This is a genomic window from Pseudomonas sp. IT-P4, from assembly GCF_949767755.1.
Classification (GTDB): Bacteria; Pseudomonadota; Gammaproteobacteria; order Pseudomonadales; family Pseudomonadaceae; genus Aquipseudomonas; species Aquipseudomonas monachiensis.
The window spans coordinates 55,697-75,184 of the sequence record NZ_CATKPX010000056.1; the positions used below are offsets into that span (position 1 = coordinate 55,697).

Below are 19,488 nucleotides of genomic sequence, written 5' to 3' on the forward strand. Positions count from 1 at the left end.
GTGGGGACGGGAAGTTGCAAGTACCGCTCAAGACCTTCGCTGGTCTTCAGGGCCTCATCGCGAGCTTGCTCGCGATGAGGCCAGTGGCGGCAACGCAAAAGTCGGACATCTACACTTTACGGGTGACGGTTGCGCACTAAACCCGCAAAATGCAACGATTCCGGCAATTATCAACGACATCGCCTGGGGCGGTGTCGATAAAGCCATCGTTTCAATCAGACTGGGCCTGCTGACTCTATGCGAATGCGCCTTATGTTACTGGGCGGCGGAAATGCCCTTGGGCAGGCGCTGATTCGCCTTGGTGCGGAGGAAGACATCGGATTCCTCGCCCCCCGCCCGCCCGAAGACGGCTGGGATGCCGCGAGCCTGACACAACTGCTCGACGACACCCGTCCCGATGCATTGATCAACCTTGCCTACTACTTCGACTGGTTTCAGGCCGAGGCAGTGAGCGAATCGCGCCTGGCCGGCCAGGAGCGCGCGATCGAGCGTCTGGCGGAACTGTGCCAGCACCACAACATCGTTCTGCTGCAACCCTCCAGCTATCGCGTGTTCGACGGCTCCCGCGCCACGGCCTACAGCGAAAAAGACGAACCGGTACCCCTGGGTCTGCGGGGTCAGGCATTGTGGCGGATCGAGCAAAGTGTGCGCGCTACCTGCCCCCAGCACGTGCTGTTGCGTTTCGGCTGGCTGCTGGACGATAGCCCGGACGGCGCCCTTGGCCGCTTCCTCGCCCGTGCCGAGCAACCCGAAGAACTGTTGATGGCCGACGACCGACGGGGCAATCCGACGCCGGTCGACGATGCGGCCCGCGTGATCATTTCAGTGCTCAAGCAACTCGATTGCGCCGCGCCGCTGTGGGGCACCTACCACTACGCCGGGCATGAGGCGACCACGCCGCTGGCGCTGGGGCAGGCGATCCTGACCGAAGCCCGCAGCCTGCATCCGCTGGCTATCGAAGCCCCGACCGCCCAGGCCCACGCCGCGCGTCCGGATGCCGCCGAAGAACCGCAACACGCGGTACTGGCCTGCAAAAAAATTCTGCACACCTTTGGAATCAAACCGCGCGCCTGGCGTGCGGCGCTTCCCGGTCTACTAGACAGGTTTTATCGCCATGGCTGACGACCCCGTTTTGATCACCGGTGGTGCCGGTTTCATTGGTTCTCACCTGACTGACGCGCTGCTTGCCAAGGGCCACTCGGTGCGGATTCTCGATGACCTGTCCACGGGCAAACGCAGCAATCTGCCGCTGGACAATCCCAGGGTCGAACTGATCGTTGGCGACGTGGCCGATGCAGCTCTGGTTGCCCGGGCGATGGCCGGTTGCAGCGCCGTGGCGCACCTGGCGGCCGTGGCTTCGGTGCAGGCCTCGGTAGACGATCCGGTGCGCACGCACCAGAGCAACTTCATCGGCACGCTGAACGTCTGCGAAGCCATGCGCCAGACCGGGGTCAAGCGTGTGCTGTTTGCTTCGAGCGCGGCGGTGTATGGCAACAACGGCGAAGGTGAGTCGATTGACGAAGACACGCCCAAGGCGCCGTTGACGCCTTACGCGGTGGACAAACTGGCCAGCGAGCATTACTTCGACTTCTACCGCCGCCAACATGCGCTGGAGCCGGTGATTTTCCGCTTCTTCAACATCTTCGGTCCGCGCCAGGATCCGTCCTCGCCGTACTCCGGGGTAATCAGCATATTCAGCGAGCGCGCGCTGAAGGGCTTGCCGATCACGGTGTTCGGCGATGGCGAGCAGACCCGGGATTTTGTCTATGTCGAAGATCTGGTCGACTTGCTGGTGCAGGCCATCGAGAAGCCCCGGGTCGAAGACGGTGCGGTCAACGTCGGCTGGAACCAGGCGACGACCCTCAAACAAATGCTCGAAGCGCTCGAAGCGGTGGTCGGCAAGCTGCCACCGGTGAGCTACGGCCCGGCGCGCTCCGGTGACATTCGTCATTCCCGGGCGAACAACCGGCGCCTGTTGGAACGCTTCAGTACCACTGAGCAGACCCCGATGCGCGAGGGGCTGGCGCGGTTGCTGGGGCGATAGATCGCTTCCATGCGGACATGAAAAAGGCGCCTTTTTACAGGCGCCTTTTTCATGGCCGGAATTTACGTACAACTTGTGCAACTCCTGTGGCGAGGGAGCTTGCTCCCGCTCGACTGCGCAGCAGTCGTAAATCCAGTCAATGCGGTTTGTTTGAATCACCGCTTTTGTCGGTTTTAGGGTCGCTTCGCAACCCAGCGGGAGCAAGCTCCCTCGCCACAACAGCCAGGTTCACCACCACGTGAACATTCTTCCAGCAGTGTCGCTTAGAACTTGTAACCCAGACCCACCATGTAGACGAACGGATCCACATCAACGTCTACCTTGGCCCGGGTGCCCGGTGCAATGGCGTTGTTTTCCACAGTGGCGGTGGTATCGATGTCGATGTAGCGCACCTGGGCGTTAATCATCACGTTGTCGGTCAGCATGTAGTCGGCACCGACCTGCCAGGCCAGCCCCCAGGAATTATCCGCCTTGAAGTTACTGAAACCGGCGGACTGGGCTCGGCTGCCGACATGTTCGTCGTAGATATAGGTGTAGTTGATGCCACCGCCGATGTACGGCTGGAACGCCGACTTGGGATCCAGCGGGTAATACACCAGGCTCAAGGTCGGCGGCAGCTGTTTGATGCTACCGAGCTTGCCGTTGGCGGGTGCCAGCGCGGTGCCCTTGATTTTTACATCATGTTCAAATGGGGTCGCCGCCAGCAGCTCGATGCCCAGGTGGTTGGTGAGCATGTAGGCGAAGTTCAAGCCCAGTTGCGTGTCGCTGCTCAGTGTCGCCTTGCCACCCAGGTCGGCACCCGCCAGCGGGCCTTGATCAACCTTGACACTGGAGCTGTCGGCTTCCGGGTTGACGGTGATTGCACCGGCGCGAAGGAGAATGTCGCCCGCCTCGAAGGCGTGGGCGAGCGGGGCTGCAAGCGCGAGGGCAACCAGCGAAGCGCTGAGCATGGACTTGTTCATGGGGGCTCCAGAGGACGTTAAAAAGTTCGATGTCCAATGGTAAGCGGGCTAACTATTCGGTCTTTTGATGCAGCTCAATGAAAGTGGGGTGGGAGTGATTTTTGTGGTGTTTTTCATGGCCTGATCGTCGGATCGCCGCCCGGAGCAAGCTCGCTCCCACAAGGAGTTGTGGTGTGCTGAAGATTTGTGTTTCAGCACTTGACCCTGTGGGAGCGAGCTTGCTCGCGATGGCGGACAGACAGTTGACACAATACAGTCGGACTCACTCCGGCAGTTCATACAGGTAAATCTTGTCCGCCTCCATCTGATATCCGGCATCCGCCAGTTCGCTGGTGGACGCCTTGACCTGCAACGCGCCTTCGATCCAGTAAGGCTGATACAACTCGTCGAGCTTCACGCCAACCTCACTTTTGACGTGCACGATCTGGTTCGACGGCGGTGGCGGCACATGGATGCAGGCGCCGAAATACGGCACCAGCAGAAACTCCGTGGTGCGGCCTTCCTCGCTCACTTCCAGCGGCACGATGTAACCCGGCAGGCGAATGTTCTGGCCATCGAGGGTCTTGACCACCGGTGCATTGGGCAGGTCTTGCTTGGCGGCGGGCGCCGATTCGGCCGACAGAGCATTGCTCATCTGCGAAAGATCGTGCAGCGGCGTCATGTTCGGCACTTCTTTTGGCGCGTCGGGCGGGATCATCTCCGACCAGGTCAGGTCTTTTGGCTGGGCCGCCCACAGCGGCAGGGCGACCAGCATCAACAGCGCAAGTACGGCGCGGGGCATTTTCAACGTCCTCATAAACGGATCGACAGGCCATCGGCCAGGGATTGGCGATAGGCGCGCCAGGCCGGCACACTGCCCATCAGCAGCGCGGCGATCAGGATGCCACCGAGCAGCGTCCATTCATATTCGCTCGGCCAGGACAGCGGCAGGAACAGACCGTAGTTGGCTTGCACATAGCCTTGGGCCGCCGCGATGCACGCATACAACAACGCCACACCGGCGATCACGCCCGACAGCGCCAGGGCAAAGGCTTCCAACACCAACAGCGTCGCGATGTGCCAGGGGCGTGCGCCCACCGAGCGCAGGATCGCCATCTCCCGGCGGCGTTCATTGAGGCTGGTGAGAATCGCCGTAAGCATGCCGATCAACCCGGTCAGCACCACAAACAGCGAGACCACGAACAAAGCCTTTTCCGCGGTGCCCATCAGACTCCACAGCTCCTGCAACGCCACGCCCGGCAGGATCGCCAGCATCGGCTCACCACGGAACTCGTTGATTTCCCGTTGCAGGGCAAAGGTCGAAATCTTGTTGTTCAGGCCGAGCATGAACGCGGTGATCGCTTGCGGCGTGAGGTCCATGTTGCGCGCCTGGTCGGCGGTGATGCGCCCCTCGCCCCGGGCCGGCACGCCGTTATGCCAGTCGATGTGAATCGCTTCCATGCCACCGAGGCTGATGTGCAGCGTGCGGTCCACCGGTGTGCCGGTGCGTTTGAGAATGCCGACCACGGTGAACGGCTTGTCGTCGTGCTTGACCAGGCTGATCGCCGCCACGCCGTGGGCCAGCACCAGTTTGTCACCGAGTTTGTAGTGCAGTGCATCGGCCACTTCGGCGCCGAGCACCACTTCGAACGGGTCAGTGGCAAAAGCCCGGCCATCGGCCAGTTGCAGGTGTTGCTGGCGTCCGTACTGGTAATGTTCGAAGTACGCTTCAGTGGTCCCCATCACCCGATAACCACGATGGGAGTCGCCGAGGGACATCGGGATCGCCCACTTCACTTTCGGGTTGCTGGCGAAGTGTTCGAAGCTGTCCCAGCGGATGTTGTTGGTGGCGTTGCCGATACGGAACACCGAATACAGCAACAGGTTCACCGAGCCGGAGCGGGCGCCGACGATCAGGTCGGTGCCGCTGATGGTGCTGGCGAAACTGGCCTTGGCTTCGGTGCGCACGCGCTCCACAGCCAGCAACAGGCACACCGACAGGGCAATGGCGAACGCGGTGAGGATCGCGGTGAAGCGACGGTTAGCCAGGCTGGCCATGGCTAGACGAAACAGATACATCTCAGACCTCGGACGGGGTGGCGGCGCGATTGAGTTCGGCCAGCGACAGGTTGTGGTCGAACAGCGGCGCCAGGCTCTGGTCATGGCTGACGAACAACAGGCTCGACCCGGCTTCGCGGCACTCGGCGAACAGCAGGCGAATGAAGTTCTCGCGGGCGTCGTAATCGAGGGCCGAGGTCGGCTCATCGGCGATCACCAGTTCCGGTTGACCGATCAGTGCGCGGGCGGCGGCGACCCGTTGCTGCTGGCCGATGGACAGCGAGTCGGCGCGGCGACCGAGGATGTTTTCATCCTTCAAACCCAGGTGGGCGAGCAGCGTGGCGGCGGCTTTGTCGACGCTGCCGTGGCGTTGTTTCGCCCGTTCGGCGCGCAGTTTCGAGAAGTGGCAGGGCAGTTCGACGTTCTCGCGCACCGACAGAAACGGCAGCAGGTTGAACTGCTGGAAGATGTAGCCGGTGTGATCGACGCGGAAGTGGTCGCGGGCGCCGGCCGAGAGTTGCGTCAGTTCCTGGCCGAGCAGGCGGATGCTGCCGCGATCAGGCTTTTGCACGCCGCCGAGCAAGCCGAGCAGGGTGGTCTTGCCGCTGCCGCTGGGGCCTTTGAGGAACAGGGTTTCGCCGCGCTCCAGGCGAAACGCCGGGATGTCCAGCAGCGGCGGGTGACCGGGCCAACTGAAGCCCAGGTCGGACAGTTCGATGAGTGCTTGGGTCATTTAGCCGATTTCATGGGTGTTGATTGACCTGTGTAGGAGCTGCCGCAGGCTGCGATCTTTTGATCGTTGAGGGTCAAAAGATCGCAGCCTCGTTTCACTCCGCAGCTCCTACAGGGGGGCTTCAGTGAATTCAGAATTTCAGCGCAGCAGCCTTGGCCGTCACATCAACCCCTTGCTGCCCGCTCGGGCCGATCAGTTGTACCTGAATTTTCCGGGTGGCCGGGAAGCGGGTGAAAATATTCGCCAGGTCCAGGGTCTTCAATGCATCTGGCGTGGCGCAGGTGAACTGATAGCGAGCGTGGATTTCGCTGTGATCATGATGTTCGTGGCCGTCTTCGTCCTTGGCGTCTTCATCGTGATCATCGTCGGCCTCGGGCTTGTCGCCGAACAGCGGGCTTTCCAGTTCCTGGTTTTCCACCACGCAACCGGCGGCTTTCGGCAGGTTGAACAGGGCCAGTGGTTGCTCGAGTTGCGCGCGGGTGGCGGCGACCTTGGCTTTGTCGGCGTCGCTGGTGGCGACGTGCTCGAAACCCACCAGGTTCATGGCCGGGCTTTCCAGCTCCAGCTCCAGGGTCTTGCCGTCCAGGGCCGCGTTCAGGCGTCCCACGCCATGTTCGTGGGCGGCCAGGCTGCCATGCTCATGATCGTGTTCGTCGGCGGCATGGGCGACAGCCAGCGGCAACATGGCAAACGGCAGGGCGAGAAGCAGACGGCGCATGACGAGTCTCCGAAAAGTAAAATGAAGAAAATGTTATGTGATCTTATAACGTAAGTGCGGAGAGTTTGACTGCCTGCTTGGCGTTGCACAAGTCCCATGGGAGCATGCCGGGAAGAAATGTGCGGGAGCAGACCTATGTTGCGAATTCGCGGAAGCATCGGCGATTGGCCGGTGGATTTGACCCTGGAGATGGACGACGCGGACTGGGCGCGGCTAGGGGCGCAGTTGCAGGTGGAAAAATCCGCCGTCAGCGTGCCAGCGGCGAAACCACTGAATCAGGATGATGCGCTGTGGCAGATCGCCAGGGATTTGCTGCGCAAGGCAGGGCAGCTCAGCGGGCCGGACCTGCTTGATCAACTCGAAGGGCTGACCGGCAGCGCGGCGGCGGGCAAACGCCTGCTGGTGCGTTTGCGCCATAGTCCGGACGTGAAGGTAGTGAGCGGCGGGGATACGCCGCTCTACAGCTGGATCGAGTAGACCGTAAAAAGATCGCAGCCTGCGGCAGCTCCTACAGGGTGAATACATATTCTCTGTAGGAGCTGCCGCAGGCTGCGATCTTTTGATTTTTAATAGAGGGCGGCAAACAACTTGCGGCGGTAGGTGCTCACCAACGGATGATCATTGCCCAGCAACTCGAACACCTGCAGCAAGGTCTTGTGTGGCAGGCCTTCGCTGTAGCTGCGGTTGCGGGTGAACAGCTTGAGCAAAGCCTCCAGAGCGGCGTCGTACTGCTGACGGGCCAGTTGCTGGATCGCCAGTTGATAGACCGCTTCATCGTCCAGCGGGTCTTTTGCCAGCCGGGCCTTCAGATCGGCGGCATCCGGCAGGTCCTTGGCCAGACCGAGAAACTTGATCTGTGCCTTGGCGCCAGCCAGCGCGGCCTTGTGCTCGTCGCTCTTGACCGCATCCAGCACGGCTTGCGCTTCGCCCAGTTCACCGCGCTCGGTCAGGCAGCGGGCGTAGAGGATCAGTGCCTTGGCGTTGGTGTTGTCTTCACCCAGGATCACTTTGAGCAGCGCTTCGGCATCGGCAAAGCGACTGTCGTCGAACAGCGCCTGGGCCTGTTCGAACGGATCGGCGGCGGCCGGTGGCGGCATCTGCACGTGGGGTTCGAGCAGGGCGCGCACGGCGGATTCCGGCTGGGCACCGGCAAAGCCGTCGACAGGCTGGCCGTCCTTGAACAGCACCACGGTCGGCAGGCTGCGGATGCCGAAGCGGGCGACGATGTCTTGTTCGAGGTCGCAATTGACCTTGGCCAGCAGCAATTCACCCTGATAGCTCTCGGCAATGCTCTGCAACATCGGCATCAGCACTTTGCAGGGCGCGCACCATTCGGCCCAGAAATCCACCAGCACCGGCTTGTGGAAAGAGTTCTCGATCACCGACTGGTCGAAATCGGCAGTCGTGGCGTCGAAGATGTACGGCGTTTCCTGACTCATGGGCAATCTCGTAAAAGCGTGAATGGGGCAACTATACGACTTGGTGGGGGGCGGCCGGAAGCGGGGTGGCCGTGAGCGGTGTGTTGCCTGACCGGGCTTGCTCCGGGCGGCGATCCGACGAAGCTTTTAGCTAGCGTTGCGCGTGGTACAGGCTCACATGCCGAAACTCGTGGGGCTCGGCCAGATCCGGCAGGGTCATGGCTTCAAGCATTTCGATGCGCCGGTACAACGGATGGCGAAAATCCCGCACTCGGGAATCCGCCACCAGCGCCTCTCGGCCGCGGCTGAGGAACTGGTCGAGCAGCGGCAGGTTGGCCCGGTCGTACAGCACATCCGCCACCAGAATCAGGTCGAAGCGATCGGCCTCGGAGAAAAAATCTGTCGAGTAGTTGAGTTCTACGTCATTGAGCTTGGCATTGGCCCGACACGCGGCAATCGCCAGCGGGTCAAGGTCGCAGGCCAGCACTTCGAGCGCGCCGGCCTTGGCTGCGGCAATCCCCGCCACCCCGGAACCGGCACCAAAATCCAGCACGCGCTTGCCTTCGACCCAATGCCGGTTTTCGGCCAGATAGCGGGCCACGGCCAGGCCGCTGGCCCAGCAGAAACTCCAGTACGGCGGCTCATGCAGGATGCGCCGGGTCTCTTCCGGGCTGAAGGCGCGGTCCATGTTGTCGCCGTCGATCAGCCACAACTTCAGGTCGGTCCCTGGTAACTCACAGGCAACCAATTGCGCATCACCGAGCAGTTCACCCAACGCCTTTTGCAGGTCGAGCGGTGCACTCATGGGGCTTTGACGAATTGCAGTTGACCCAGGGCCTGGGTGGTCGGCTGGGTAATCAGCTGCGACGGCAAGTGCAGGATCAGCTGCCCGGACTGACTGGCGCGGCCTCGCAGTTCAACACGGCCCCCGGACGGGAAGGATTGCGGATTGAAACGCAGGTGAAATGGCAGCACCTGGTTGTTGCCGATCAGGCTGGAACTGGCGAGCAATTGTTGCGGGCGGTCCTTATCGTCGATCACCAGCAATGCCAGTTCGACCTCAGCGCCGGCTGGAACGCCTTGCAGGGTACCGCTCAGTTCACGCTGATAGGCGGGCAGAGGGCCGAGGTCAGCCGCCTCCCGGGCTTTCTTCTGCGCTTGCTGCGGCGCCGGGCCTGGCGTTGGCGGCTGGGACTTGGGGGCATCGCTGCCGCAAGCCACCAGCAGACTGAAAACACTGAGCAAAATGAGCGGACGTAACGACATTGGTGGCTCCATAAAGCTGAATTCCATGGATCAAGTGATCATCCCGTCTGTATACCGCAAACCCTATGGCTTGTCTTGCCACCGGGATGCGCTACCATGGCCCTCCCTTTTTTTGTTGCCTGCCACCATGCACTGTCCCTTCTGCGGTGCCAACGACACCAAGGTCATCGACTCGCGTCTGGTCGCCGAGGGCGAACAGGTGCGCCGCCGGCGTGAATGCCTGGCCTGCGGCGAGCGTTTCACGACGTTCGAGACGGCTGAACTGGTGTTGCCGCGCCTGATCAAAACCGACGGCAGTCGCCAGCCGTTCGACGAAGAAAAACTCCGCGCCGGCATGCAGCGCGCGCTGGAGAAGCGCCCGGTGAGTGTCGAGCGCCTCGAGTCGTCGCTGGTGCACATCAAACACAAACTGCGCGCCACGGGCGAGCGCGAGGTCAAATCCCTCGTGGTCGGCGAATTGGTGATGGCCGAGCTGCAGAAGCTCGACGAAGTCGCCTATATCCGCTTCGCTTCGGTATATCGTCGCTTCCAGGATCTCAATGAGTTCCGCGAAGAGATCGATCGCCTGGCCCGTGAACCGGTGAAAGAATGACCACACCCGCAGAACAAGCCATCCTCGACGCCCATTTCATGGCCCGTGCCCTGGAACTGGCGCGCAAGGGACATTACACGACGCACCCCAATCCGCGTGTCGGTTGCGTGATCGTGCAGGGCGGGCAGATTGTCGGCGAAGGCTGGCACGAGCGCGCCGGCGAGCCCCACGCTGAAGTCCACGCCTTGCGCGCGGCCGGTGAGCAAGCTCGTGGCGCCACCGCATACGTGACGCTTGAGCCTTGCAGCCACCACGGCCGCACACCGCCTTGCGCCGATGCACTGGTCAATGCCGGTGTGGCCCGCGTGGTCGCAGCGATGCAGGACCCGAATCCGGAAGTCGCCGGTCGCGGTCTGCAACGCCTGGCCCAGGCCGGTATCGCCACTGAAAGCGGTGTGCTGGAAGGCGAGGCGCGCAAGCTTAATCAAGGCTTTCTGAAACGCATGGAACACGGCTTGCCGTTCGTGCGGGTCAAGCTGGCCATGAGCCTGGACGGGCGCACGGCGATGGAAAGCGGCGAAAGCCAGTGGATCACCGGCCCGGCAGCGCGTTCGGCGGTACAACGGCTACGTGCCCAGGCGAGTGTGGTGCTGACCGGTGCCGATACGGTGCTGGCGGACAGTGCTCGTTTGACCGTGCGTGCCGATGAGTTGGGTCTGGATGCCAGGCAAACGGCACTGGCCATGAGCCGTCCACCGCTGCGGGTGTTGGTCGACGGGCGCCTGCGGGTGCCGCTGGATGCGCCGTTCTTCAAGGCTGGCCCAGCGCTGGTCGCCACCTGCGTGGCAGTGGAAGAGCAATACGCCAACGGTCCGGAATGCCTGATCGTGCCGGGCTACGATGGCCAGGTCGATCTGCGCCAGCTGCTGGTTGAGCTCGCCGCCCGTGGTGCCAACGAGGTGCTGGTCGAGGCCGGCCCGCGTCTGGCGGGTGCCTTTGCCCAGCTCGGTCTGGTGGACGAGTTCCAGATTTTTATTGCCGGCAAGTTCCTGGGTTCCTCGGCGCGGCCGCTGCTGGACTGGCCGCTCGCGCAAATGAAGGATGCGCCCGAGCTTAAAATCATCGAAATTCGCGCGGTGGGCGATGACTGGCGAGTCATTGCCATTCCTACGCCAGCAGCGAGCGTATAATTTCCGGCCATCGCTATAGCGCTGGCTTTGTTCTCGAGGAGAACCTCATGTTTACCGGCATCATCGAATCCATCGGCAGTATTCGTGCATTGACCCCAAAGGGCGGTGATGTGCGGGTTCACGTCGAAACCGGCAAGCTCGACCTGAGCGACGTCAAACTGGGCGACAGCATCGCGGTCAACGGCGTGTGCCTGACGGCCGTGGAATTGCCGGGCAATGGCTTTGCGGCGGACGTCAGTCGCGAAACCCTCGACTGCACCGCCATGAACGACCTGAAAAGCGGCAGCCCGGTCAATCTGGAAAAAGCCCTGACCCCGACCACTCGCCTCGGCGGGCATCTGGTCAGCGGTCACGTCGACGGCGTGGGCGAAGTGGTTGCCCGTACCGAGAACGCGCGCGCCGTGGAATTCCGCATCCGCGCGCCGAAGGACCTGGCCAAGTACATCGCCCATAAAGGCTCGATCACCGTCGACGGCACCAGCCTGACCGTGAACGCAGTCGATGGCGCCGAGTTCCTGCTGACCATTATTCCCCACACCCTGAGCGAAACCATCATGGCGTCGTATCAGCCAGGCCGCCGGGTGAACCTGGAGGTGGACTTGCTGGCCCGTTACCTGGAGCGCCTGCTTTTGGGCGACAAGGCCGCAGAGCCGACTGCCGGCAGCACCATTACCGAAAGCTTTCTGGCCCAAAACGGCTACCTCAAATCCTGAGCTCTAATTTCGAAAGAAGGGGGGTGCCTTGTGGCGCTCAATAGCATCGAAGAACTGGTTGAAGACATCCGCCAAGGCAAGATGGTCATCCTCATGGATGACGAAGACCGCGAGAACGAAGGCGACCTGATCATGGCCGCCGAGTGCTGCAAGCCCGAGCACATCAACTTCATGGCCAAGCATGCCCGTGGCCTGATCTGCATGCCGATGAGCCGCGAGCGTTGCGAACTGCTCAAGCTGCCATTGATGGCGCCGCGCAACGGTTCCGGTTTCGGCACCAAGTTCACCGTATCGATCGAAGCGGCCACCGGCGTGACCACCGGCATCTCGGCCGCCGACCGTGCGCGTACCGTGCAGGCTGCCGCTGCCCGTGATGCCAAGGCTGAAGACATCGTCAGCCCGGGCCACATCTTCCCGCTGATGGCTCAGGCCGGCGGTACCCTGGCCCGTGCCGGCCACACCGAAGCGGCGTGCGATCTGGCGCGCATGGCCGGTTTCGAGCCGAGCGGCGTGATCTGCGAAGTGATGAACGACGACGGCACCATGTCCCGTCGCGCCGAGCTGGAAGCTTTTGCCGCTGAACACGACATCAAGATCGGCACCATCGCCGACCTGATTCACTACCGGATGATCCACGAACGTACCGTTCAGCGGATTGCCGAGCAGCCACTGGACAGCGAACTGGGCCAATTCAACCTGGTGACCTATCGTGATTCGGTGGAAGGCGACGTGCACATGGCGCTGACCCTGGGCAACGTATGTGCCGAAGAACCAACCCTGGTTCGCGTGCACAACATGGACCCGCTGCGTGACCTGCTGATGGTCAAGCAACCCGGCCGCTGGAGCCTGCGCGCCGCCATGGCCACGGTTGCCGAGGCTGGCAGCGGCGTGGTGCTGTTGCTCGGTCACCCGCTCGATGGCGACGTGTTGCTCGCGCATATCCGCGAAACCGCCGATCACGCAGCGGTGAAAAAACCGACCACCTACAGCACTGTCGGTGCCGGTTCGCAGATCCTGCGTGACCTTGGCGTACGCAAAATGCGCCTGATGTCGGCACCCATGAAATTTAATGCGATATCCGGTTTCGATCTGGAAGTTGTAGAATACGTGCCCTCCGAATAATGACCGGTTGTTTCCGGCCTTGAATTCGCGGTTCAAATATCACCGAGGGACGCGTACGAGACGCGTCCCGGCTCTTTAAGAGATCTATCGAATGACCCTGAAGACCATCGAAGGTACCTTCATTGCCCCTAAAGGCCGCTACGCTCTGGTAGTGGGCCGTTTCAACAGCTTCGTCGTTGAAAGCCTGGTCAGCGGTGCAGTTGATGCCCTGGTTCGCCACGGCGTGAGCGAAAGCGACATCACCATCATCCGCGCACCTGGCGCCTTCGAAATCCCGCTGGTTGCGCAGAAAGTCGCCCAGAAAGGCGAATTCGCGGCAATCATCGCCCTGGGCGCGGTCATTCGTGGCGGCACCCCGCACTTCGAATACGTGGCTGGCGAGTGCACCAAGGGCCTGGCCCAGGTGTCCATGGAGTTCGGCGTACCGGTCGCTTTCGGCGTCCTGACCGTTGATTCCATCGAGCAAGCCATTGAACGTTCCGGCACCAAGGCCGGCAACAAAGGTGCTGAAGCTGCCCTGTCCGCTCTGGAAATGGTCAGCCTGCTGGCGCAGTTGGAGGCCAAGTGATTAGCGACGAAAGCGATCGTTTCAACCCGCGCGATCCAAAGCCTGCGGATGCCGGCAAGCCATCGAAAAGCGTCAAGCGTCGCGAAGCCCGTCAGCTCGCGACTCAGGCGCTGTACCAATGGCACATGGCCAAGCAGTCGCTGAACGAGATCGAAGCGCAGTTCCGGGTCGATAACGATTTCAGTGATGTCGACGGCGCGTACTTCCGCGAAATCCTGCACGGGGTTCCGCAATTCAAGACCGAAATCGACACCGCGCTCACGCCTTGCCTGGACTTGACCATCGATGAGCTGGACCCGGTTGAACTGGCGGTTCTGCGTCTGTCCACCTGGGAGCTGCTCAAGCGCGTCGACGTGCCGTACCGCGTTGTGATCAACGAGGGTATCGAACTGGCCAAGGTCTTCGGTTCCACCGACGGCCACAAGTTCGTCAACGGTGTGCTCGACAAGCTGGCCCCGCGTCTGCGTGAAGCTGAAGTGAAGGCGTTCAAGCGCTGATCGGCGCTTGGAATGTCGACACGAAGCCATGGGCGAGTTTGAGCTGATCCGCAATTTCTTCGCCGCCGCGCCTTGTGCGCAGGGCGGCGAAGGCGTTGCCCTCGGGATCGGCGATGACTGCGCCTTGCTGGCTGTTCCCTCCGGGGAGCAGATGGCGATCTCTACCGATACGTTGGTGGCCGGCGTGCATTTCGCCGATCCCTGCGATCCGTTTCTGCTCGGTCAGCGCTCGCTGGCCGTGGCCGTCAGCGACCTGGCCGCCATGGGCGCCACCCCGGTTGCCTTTACCCTTGCCCTGACTTTGCCGACGGTGACCGCCGATTGGCTGCAAGCTTATGCCCGTGGTTTGAACCAGATGGCGCAAAGCTGCGGCGTGGCGCTGGTGGGGGGCGACACGACCCGCGGGCCGCTGAGCCTGACCATGACCGTGTTCGGACGCGTGCCGGCCGGCCTGGCGCTGACCCGCAGTGGAGCGCAACCGGGCGACCTGCTGTGTGTCGGCGGCAACCTGGGCAATGCCGCCGGTGCCTTGCCCTTGGTGCTCGGCCAGCGCACAGCCGAAGCGCGCATTGCCGAGCCATTGCTGGCGCATTACTGGTCGCCGCAACCGCAGCTCGGTTTGGGTCAGGCGCTACGGGGCAAGGCCACTTCGGCAATGGATATCTCCGACGGCCTGCTCGCGGATTGCGGGCATATCGCGCTGGCGTCGAAGGTCGGAATCGAAGTCGAGCGGGATCGATTGCCGCTGTCGCAGAGTCTGGTCGACTTTCTCGGTCAGTCGGACGCACAGGTTGCAGCCCTGAGCGGCGGCGACGATTACGTCCTGGCCTTCACCTTGCCGCCCGTCGAATTGCCGCTATTACTGGCCGGTGGCTGGCCGATCCATGTAATTGGCCAGGTTGTGACAGGGCAGGGCGTGAGGCTGCTGGACGCCGATGGCAAAGACATCACCCCGCAATCCCGGGGTTATCAACATTTTCGGGAGTCACCGTGACAGATCATCCCAAACAGGTCCCGGCGGAGTTCGTACCGCCGTCGGTCTGGCGCAATCCATGGCATTTCCTGGCGTTCGGCTTTGGCTCGGGCACCTTGCCAAAGGCGCCCGGCACTTGGGGGTCGTTGGTTGCGCTGCCCTTTATCCCGTTGTGGCAGATGCTGCCCGACTGGGGTTACTGGCTGATGCTGGGCATCACCATGCTGTTCGGCTTCTGGCTGTGCGGCAAAGTGGCCGACGATTTGCGGGTACACGACCATGAAGGCATCGTCTGGGACGAAATGGTCGGGATGTGGATCACCCTGTGGCTGGTGCCGGAAGGCTGGCAGTGGTTGCTGGCGGGTTTCCTGATGTTCCGCTTCTTCGACATCCTCAAGCCATGGCCGATTCGCTGGATTGACCGGCACGTACATGGCGGCGTCGGCATCATGCTCGATGATGTCCTGGCCGGGGTGTTCGCCTGGTTGGCGATGCAGGGACTGGTGTGGTTTTTCGCCTGACCGGGGATTCCAGGCGTTGATCATGAGAGCTGTTGATTCGAACTGACACGGTTCTTAAGGTAGATGATGTATCCATTGTGGGAGCGGCGGTGCGCCGCTCCCACATTGATTGTGGTGCGGTGTATATCAAACATTTTGATAGTTATCGCCGATAATTCAGCCTAAGCGTCCTCCGGAACCTGCTGTTACAATGCCGGCTCTGCGAATCTTCAGACTTTTAGATCAGGAGCACACCGGTGCCTGTCGTTTTTGTCGCCGCTTCCAAGCTGCCAACGCCTTTTGCGCAATTCACCATGCATGGCTTTCTCGATGAAGCCACCGGCCGCGAGCACGTTGTGCTGAGCCTGGGTGAGATTGCCGACGGTGCCCCGGTACTCGGCCGGTTGCACTCCGAATGCCTGACGGGCGATGCCTTGTTCAGCCAGCGCTGCGACTGCGGGTCGCAACTGGAGGCCGCCTTGCAGGCCATCGCCCGCGAAGGTCGTGGCGTCTTGCTCTACCTGCGCCAGGAAGGCCGGGGCATTGGCCTGCTCAACAAGATCCGAGCCTATGAGTTGCAGGACGGTGGCGCCGATACCGTCGAAGCCAACGAACGCCTGGGCTTTGCCGCCGACCAGCGTGACTACGCCATGTGCCTGCCGATGTTGGAGCACCTGGGCGTGAAGTCCTTGCGCCTGATGACCAACAACCCGCGCAAGGTCAAGGCCTTGACCGACATGGGTATCGTGGTCGCCGAGCGCGTGCCGCTGCACACCGGCCACAATCCGCATAACCGACTCTACCTGGCGACCAAGGCCAGCAAGCTCGACCACATGATGGGCAATGAGCATCAGGGCGAGGTAGATCGGGCGTGACCCGCGGTCAGGTGCGGCGGCGATTGTCCTTCAACTGGTGGCAATACCTGGCGCTGGCCTTGTTGCCGCTGTTTGTGATCAACGCGGTATTCGGTCAGAGCGAAGCGATTCTGCCGGTGCTGGCGATGCCGTTGTTCATCGCCGGAGTCGCCTCGATGTTTGTCAGCCTGAAATTTTTCGGTACCTACAAACACGCGCTTATCGCCACCCAAAAAGCCCTCGATACCCCTGAAGAACCTGGCGCCTGGATCAGTCTGGCGGCCAAGCGGCGCACGGCATTCCTGGCCGCCGGGCTGCCGGCCTGGATCGGTGCCCTGGCGGTGTTCGTCGGTCTCGAAGCCGTGCCGCTGATGCTGCTGGCCCTGTCGACCGCCGTGCTGTTCTACCTTTACCGTATTCCGCGTCAACTCGGTTGATGCGCGCGCTCTGGCTGGCGGTGTTGCTGCTGGCCGCCAGCGGCTCGGCATTCGCGGTCGAACGGGTTGTCAGCCTCGCCCCGTCGCTCTCTGAAATCGTCGTTGAACTGGGTTCCGCCGACCTCCTGGTAGGGGTGCTGGATGCCGGTGAACGACCTGCAGAACTCAAGAACCTGCCCTCCGTTGGCCGCTATGGCCAGCTGGACATGGAGCGCCTGCTCAGCCTGAAACCCGATCTGTTGCTGCTATGGCCCGGTAGCGTCGGCCCGGCCCAGCGTGACCAGCTCAAGCGACTGAATATGCCCACCTACGTCGCCGAACCCCACAGCCTGAACCAGCTCGCCGCACAGATCGAGGCCATTGCCGCTCAGCTCGGTCGGCCTGAGCGCGGAACTTCATTGGCCGGCGATTTACGCCAGCGGCTGGATGAATTGCGTCAGCGCTATCGCCGGGACAAGCCGTTGCGAGTGTTCTATCAGGTCTGGGATCGGCCGCTGTATACGGTTGGCGGCGAGCAGATCATCAGCGATGCGCTGGAGGTCTGCGGTGCGCAAAACGTATTTGATGACCTGAAGCTGCCGGCACCGCAAGTCAGCGTGGAAGCCGTGTTGCAGCGCAATCCCGAGGTAATCCTGGCCAGCGATCAGGCGCAGCTCGATGCGTGGAAAGCCTGGCCGCAGGTGGCGGCCGTGGCACAAGGGCAATTGCGACTGGTGACGGACAAGGGCCTGGAGCGGCCGAGCGGGCAGATGATTGAGGCAACTGCAAAACTGTGCCAGTTGATCGCGCCGAATTTGTAACTGTGGCGAGGGAGCTTGCTCCCGCTGGGCTGCGAAGCAGCCCTAAAAACCAACACTGCAATTTGTCTGATTGCCCTGTCAGCTTTGATTGCGACTGCTGCGCAGTCGAGCGGGAGCAAGCTCCCTCGCCACAATGATTTGCGTCAGCCTCAGATCTCCGGCGTCCAGGTTACCCCGAACATCCACGCCCGACCTTCCTCGCGATACCCGTACTGGCTCCCTTGGAAGCTGTACAGCGCCCGGCTGTAACCCTTGTCCAGCAGGTTGTCGACCTTCAGCTCCAGCCGGACTTCACGATTGAGCTCCCAACTGCTGCGCAGTCCCAACAAGGCATAACCGCCCAATGGCTGTTGATTGTTCAGGTCGTCATAGCTGCTGCTGACCGCTTGCCAACTGGCGCCAAGGCCCAGGCGATCGAACTGACGGTCCAGATCCCAACTCAAGGTGCGGCGCGCGCGACGGGCCAGGGTGTGACCCGTGTCACGATCTCGTGGGTCGATAATCGCCACGCCAAGGTTGCTCTGCCAGCCGAACAGTTCCTGTTTCAGCGCTGCTTCGAAGCCGTTGATCCGTGCCGAGGCAACGTTCTCGGGGCGCGAGTTGCTGCCGAAAATGATCGCGTCTTCAAGGTCGGTGCGATACAGCGACGTCTCCAGGCGACTGTCCTCGGTCAATTGGCTACGCCATTGCAGCTCATAGCTTTTCGAGGTTTCAGGCTTCAGGTCGGGGTTGCTGAAGTCAGGGTAATACAGGTCGTTGAAGGTCGGCGCGCGGAAGCCTTCGCTGTAGGTCAGCAGCACTTCGTTGTCCGGGTTCAGCGGCAGGGTGAAGGTGCCGCTCCAGGTGTTCTGGCTGCCGAACTGCTGGTTATCGTCGTGGCGCAGGCCCAACTCCGTGGAAAAACTGTCAGCCTGATAGCGATGCTGGATAAATGCGGCGCGGTTCCAGCGGCTGTCTTCGTCGAATGCCGTGGTGCTATTGATCCGGTCTTCGTACCAGTCGCCGCCGAGCATCAGGCTGTTGCGCTCATTGAGCGTCAGGTCGTTTTGCCAGGTCACCGAGTCGCGATAGGTGTTGAACACGGTGCGCTCATCGCTGAGCTTGTCGAGGGTCTTCTCGCGGTTTTCACTGTGGCCGACATCAACGCGGGTTTTCCAGAGATCGTTGATCCGTGCATCGACATAGCTGCTGACGCTGCTCACGTCGAAGTCGCTGTAGGGCTGTTGCTGGACCGATTCGAACGTATTCATGTCGAAGCGACCGAACGGGTTGTCGAACTCGCTCTTGCCACGGTTATCCAGCAGGTTGGCGCCGACTTCGATGTCTTGCGTCAGGGCGTGACTCAGGCTCAGGCTGAGCGACTTGTTGCGATATTCGTCATGGTCGCCATCACTGGGATACGACTCATGGGTGCGATTGATGCCGGCGGTTTCGTCGAGGCTGGCGCCGAGGTTGAAGCGGGTTTGCTCATCACCGCCGGACAAACCGAGACTGCGCTCCCAGGTCTGGTTGCTGCCAAATCCCATGTGCAATCGAGGTTGCAGGCCTTGCTCGCCACCACGGCGGGTGAAGATCTGGATCACCCCGCCAATCGCATCGCTGCCATAAATCACCGAGCGGGAGCCGCGCAGCACTTCCACGCGCTCGACCTGCTCGATATTGATGTGTTGCAGGTTGCTGTCGCCGGAGGTCGAACTGCCGATGCGCTGGCCATCCACCAACACCAGGCTCTGGGCCGACTGGGTGCCACGGATGTAGACACCCGGAATGCTGCCGCGCCCGCCGGACTGCGAGACTTGCACGCCCGGCACCCGACGCAACAGGTCAGTGACGCTATAGGGTTGCAGGCGATCGATGTCTTCGCGGGTGAATACGGTGTTGGCGGCGCTGCTGTCGTTGCGCGCTTCGACCTGGCGGTTGGCGCTGATCAACACGTCGGGCAGCTTCAGGGCCTGGTCGCGTTCGAAGGCGTCGGCCAGCAATTGACCGGCCGGCAGCAGGGTCAGCGTCAGGGCGAAGGGAGAGAGTTTCATGGAGTATCCGAGATTTCAGATGCGACGCAACTCTCCGTAGGAGCTGCCGAAGGCTGCGATCTTTTGATTTTGATTTTTTCAGATATGGAGT

At 61.8% G+C, this 19,488-nt stretch carries 23 protein-coding genes; 14 read left to right on the plus strand and 9 right to left on the minus strand.

All coding sequences use genetic code 11. The annotated features are described in order from the left end of the window. The first annotated feature begins 237 nt into the window (after positions 1-237). Together ACM6IT_RS21565 and ACM6IT_RS21570 are read left to right on the plus strand one after the other, a co-directional pair. Complete coding sequence (locus ACM6IT_RS21565) at positions 238-1,122, plus strand: sugar nucleotide-binding protein (RefSeq protein ID WP_008053852.1); 885 nt, start codon at positions 238-240, stop codon at positions 1,120-1,122. Then, positions 1,115-2,044 (plus strand): NAD-dependent epimerase/dehydratase family protein, encoded by a 930-nt coding sequence (locus ACM6IT_RS21570; protein WP_414918644.1) that lies wholly within the window; start codon positions 1,115-1,117, stop codon positions 2,042-2,044. Before ACM6IT_RS21565 ends, ACM6IT_RS21570 begins: the two co-directional genes overlap by 8 nt. A gap of 263 nt (positions 2,045-2,307) precedes the next feature. Here the strand turns inward: ACM6IT_RS21570 and ACM6IT_RS21575 are convergent, their stop codons facing one another. The 5 genes from ACM6IT_RS21575 to ACM6IT_RS21595 all read right to left on the minus strand — a co-directional run bounded on the left by ACM6IT_RS21575 (position 2,308) and on the right by ACM6IT_RS21595 (position 6,494). Next, positions 2,308-3,006, minus strand: a complete 699-nt coding sequence (locus ACM6IT_RS21575; RefSeq protein ID WP_056728947.1) for an OmpW/AlkL family protein — start codon at positions 3,004-3,006, stop codon at positions 2,308-2,310. A gap of 262 nt (positions 3,007-3,268) precedes the next feature. After that, the gene (locus ACM6IT_RS21580) at positions 3,269-3,787 is read right to left on the minus strand and encodes a DUF3299 domain-containing protein (protein ID WP_056728945.1); all 519 of its coding nucleotides are present in this window, start codon (positions 3,785-3,787) and stop codon (positions 3,269-3,271) included. Positions 3,788-3,798: 11 nt separating this feature from the next. Then, the gene (locus ACM6IT_RS21585; RefSeq protein ID WP_414918645.1) at positions 3,799-5,064 is read right to left on the minus strand and encodes an ABC transporter permease; all 1,266 of its coding nucleotides are present in this window, start codon (positions 5,062-5,064) and stop codon (positions 3,799-3,801) included. Between the two features lies 1 nt (position 5,065). Continuing rightward, positions 5,066-5,776, minus strand: coding sequence for an ABC transporter ATP-binding protein (locus tag ACM6IT_RS21590; RefSeq protein WP_057713120.1), 711 nt, complete (start codon positions 5,774-5,776; stop codon positions 5,066-5,068). 130 nt (positions 5,777-5,906) lie between these two features. Continuing rightward, positions 5,907-6,494: a DUF2796 domain-containing protein gene (locus tag ACM6IT_RS21595; protein WP_414918646.1), complete on the minus strand. Its 588-nt coding sequence runs from the start codon at positions 6,492-6,494 to the stop codon at positions 5,907-5,909. Between the two features lie 135 nt (positions 6,495-6,629). Between ACM6IT_RS21595 and ACM6IT_RS21600 the strand changes: the two genes are divergently transcribed. Beyond that, positions 6,630-6,971 carry a hypothetical protein gene (locus ACM6IT_RS21600; RefSeq protein ID WP_056728938.1) on the plus strand — a complete coding sequence of 114 codons (342 nt, stop codon included), beginning with the start codon at positions 6,630-6,632 and terminating at the stop codon, positions 6,969-6,971. An 89-nt stretch (positions 6,972-7,060) separates the two neighbouring features. On the opposite strand, the gene trxA is transcribed toward ACM6IT_RS21600, so the two are convergent. The 3 genes from trxA to ACM6IT_RS21615 all read right to left on the minus strand — a co-directional run bounded on the left by trxA (position 7,061) and on the right by ACM6IT_RS21615 (position 9,178). Beyond that, positions 7,061-7,933 (minus strand): thioredoxin, encoded by an 873-nt coding sequence (gene trxA, locus ACM6IT_RS21605; RefSeq protein ID WP_414914799.1) that lies wholly within the window; start codon positions 7,931-7,933, stop codon positions 7,061-7,063. Between the two features lie 130 nt (positions 7,934-8,063). Beyond that, positions 8,064-8,717 (minus strand): class I SAM-dependent methyltransferase, encoded by a 654-nt coding sequence (locus tag ACM6IT_RS21610; RefSeq protein WP_414918647.1) that lies wholly within the window; start codon positions 8,715-8,717, stop codon positions 8,064-8,066. Then, entirely contained in the window at positions 8,714-9,178 is a 465-nt protein-coding gene (locus tag ACM6IT_RS21615; protein WP_056728934.1) for a YbaY family lipoprotein, read from the minus strand. The genes ACM6IT_RS21610 and ACM6IT_RS21615 overlap by 4 nt, the downstream gene beginning before the upstream one ends. Before the next feature lie 127 nt (positions 9,179-9,305). Between ACM6IT_RS21615 and nrdR the strand changes: the two genes are divergently transcribed. The 11 genes from nrdR to ACM6IT_RS21670 all read left to right on the plus strand — a co-directional run bounded on the left by nrdR (position 9,306) and on the right by ACM6IT_RS21670 (position 17,364). After that, positions 9,306-9,770 (plus strand): transcriptional regulator NrdR, encoded by a 465-nt coding sequence (gene nrdR, locus ACM6IT_RS21620; protein WP_003228656.1) that lies wholly within the window; start codon positions 9,306-9,308, stop codon positions 9,768-9,770. Further along, the gene (ribD, locus tag ACM6IT_RS21625) at positions 9,767-10,900 is read left to right on the plus strand and encodes a bifunctional diaminohydroxyphosphoribosylaminopyrimidine deaminase/5-amino-6-(5-phosphoribosylamino)uracil reductase RibD (protein WP_414914801.1); all 1,134 of its coding nucleotides are present in this window, start codon (positions 9,767-9,769) and stop codon (positions 10,898-10,900) included. Before nrdR ends, ribD begins: the two co-directional genes overlap by 4 nt. A 47-nt stretch (positions 10,901-10,947) precedes the next feature. Beyond that, a complete protein-coding gene (locus ACM6IT_RS21630) occupies positions 10,948-11,613 on the plus strand; it encodes a riboflavin synthase (RefSeq protein ID WP_046815884.1) in 666 nt (221 codons plus the stop codon). Between the two features lie 30 nt (positions 11,614-11,643). After that, the gene (gene ribBA / locus ACM6IT_RS21635; RefSeq protein ID WP_007984459.1) at positions 11,644-12,735 is read left to right on the plus strand and encodes a bifunctional 3,4-dihydroxy-2-butanone-4-phosphate synthase/GTP cyclohydrolase II; all 1,092 of its coding nucleotides are present in this window, start codon (positions 11,644-11,646) and stop codon (positions 12,733-12,735) included. Between the two features lie 91 nt (positions 12,736-12,826). Beyond that, positions 12,827-13,303, plus strand: coding sequence for a 6,7-dimethyl-8-ribityllumazine synthase (gene ribE / locus ACM6IT_RS21640; RefSeq protein WP_003228649.1), 477 nt, complete (start codon positions 12,827-12,829; stop codon positions 13,301-13,303). Next, the gene (gene nusB / locus ACM6IT_RS21645; RefSeq protein ID WP_056728930.1) at positions 13,300-13,800 is read left to right on the plus strand and encodes a transcription antitermination factor NusB; all 501 of its coding nucleotides are present in this window, start codon (positions 13,300-13,302) and stop codon (positions 13,798-13,800) included. The genes ribE and nusB overlap by 4 nt, the downstream gene beginning before the upstream one ends. 28 nt (positions 13,801-13,828) lie before the next feature. Next, the gene (thiL, locus tag ACM6IT_RS21650) at positions 13,829-14,794 is read left to right on the plus strand and encodes a thiamine-phosphate kinase (protein WP_414918648.1); all 966 of its coding nucleotides are present in this window, start codon (positions 13,829-13,831) and stop codon (positions 14,792-14,794) included. Next, positions 14,791-15,294, plus strand: coding sequence for a phosphatidylglycerophosphatase A (locus tag ACM6IT_RS21655; RefSeq protein ID WP_007970166.1), 504 nt, complete (start codon positions 14,791-14,793; stop codon positions 15,292-15,294). Before thiL ends, ACM6IT_RS21655 begins: the two co-directional genes overlap by 4 nt. A gap of 236 nt (positions 15,295-15,530) precedes the next feature. Then, the gene (gene ribA, locus ACM6IT_RS21660) at positions 15,531-16,148 is read left to right on the plus strand and encodes a GTP cyclohydrolase II (RefSeq protein ID WP_056728926.1); all 618 of its coding nucleotides are present in this window, start codon (positions 15,531-15,533) and stop codon (positions 16,146-16,148) included. Further along, positions 16,145-16,564, plus strand: coding sequence for an MFS transporter (locus tag ACM6IT_RS21665; RefSeq protein ID WP_414918649.1), 420 nt, complete (start codon positions 16,145-16,147; stop codon positions 16,562-16,564). The genes ribA and ACM6IT_RS21665 overlap by 4 nt, the downstream gene beginning before the upstream one ends. Further along, entirely contained in the window at positions 16,564-17,364 is an 801-nt protein-coding gene (locus tag ACM6IT_RS21670; RefSeq protein ID WP_414918650.1) for a cobalamin-binding protein, read from the plus strand. The genes ACM6IT_RS21665 and ACM6IT_RS21670 overlap by 1 nt, the downstream gene beginning before the upstream one ends. Before the next feature lie 149 nt (positions 17,365-17,513). Here the strand turns inward: ACM6IT_RS21670 and ACM6IT_RS21675 are convergent, their stop codons facing one another. Beyond that, on the minus strand, positions 17,514-19,397 hold the full coding sequence (locus ACM6IT_RS21675) for a TonB-dependent receptor domain-containing protein (RefSeq protein WP_409078830.1): 1,884 nt from the start codon (positions 19,395-19,397) through the stop codon (positions 17,514-17,516). Positions 19,398-19,488 lie beyond the last annotated feature (91 nt).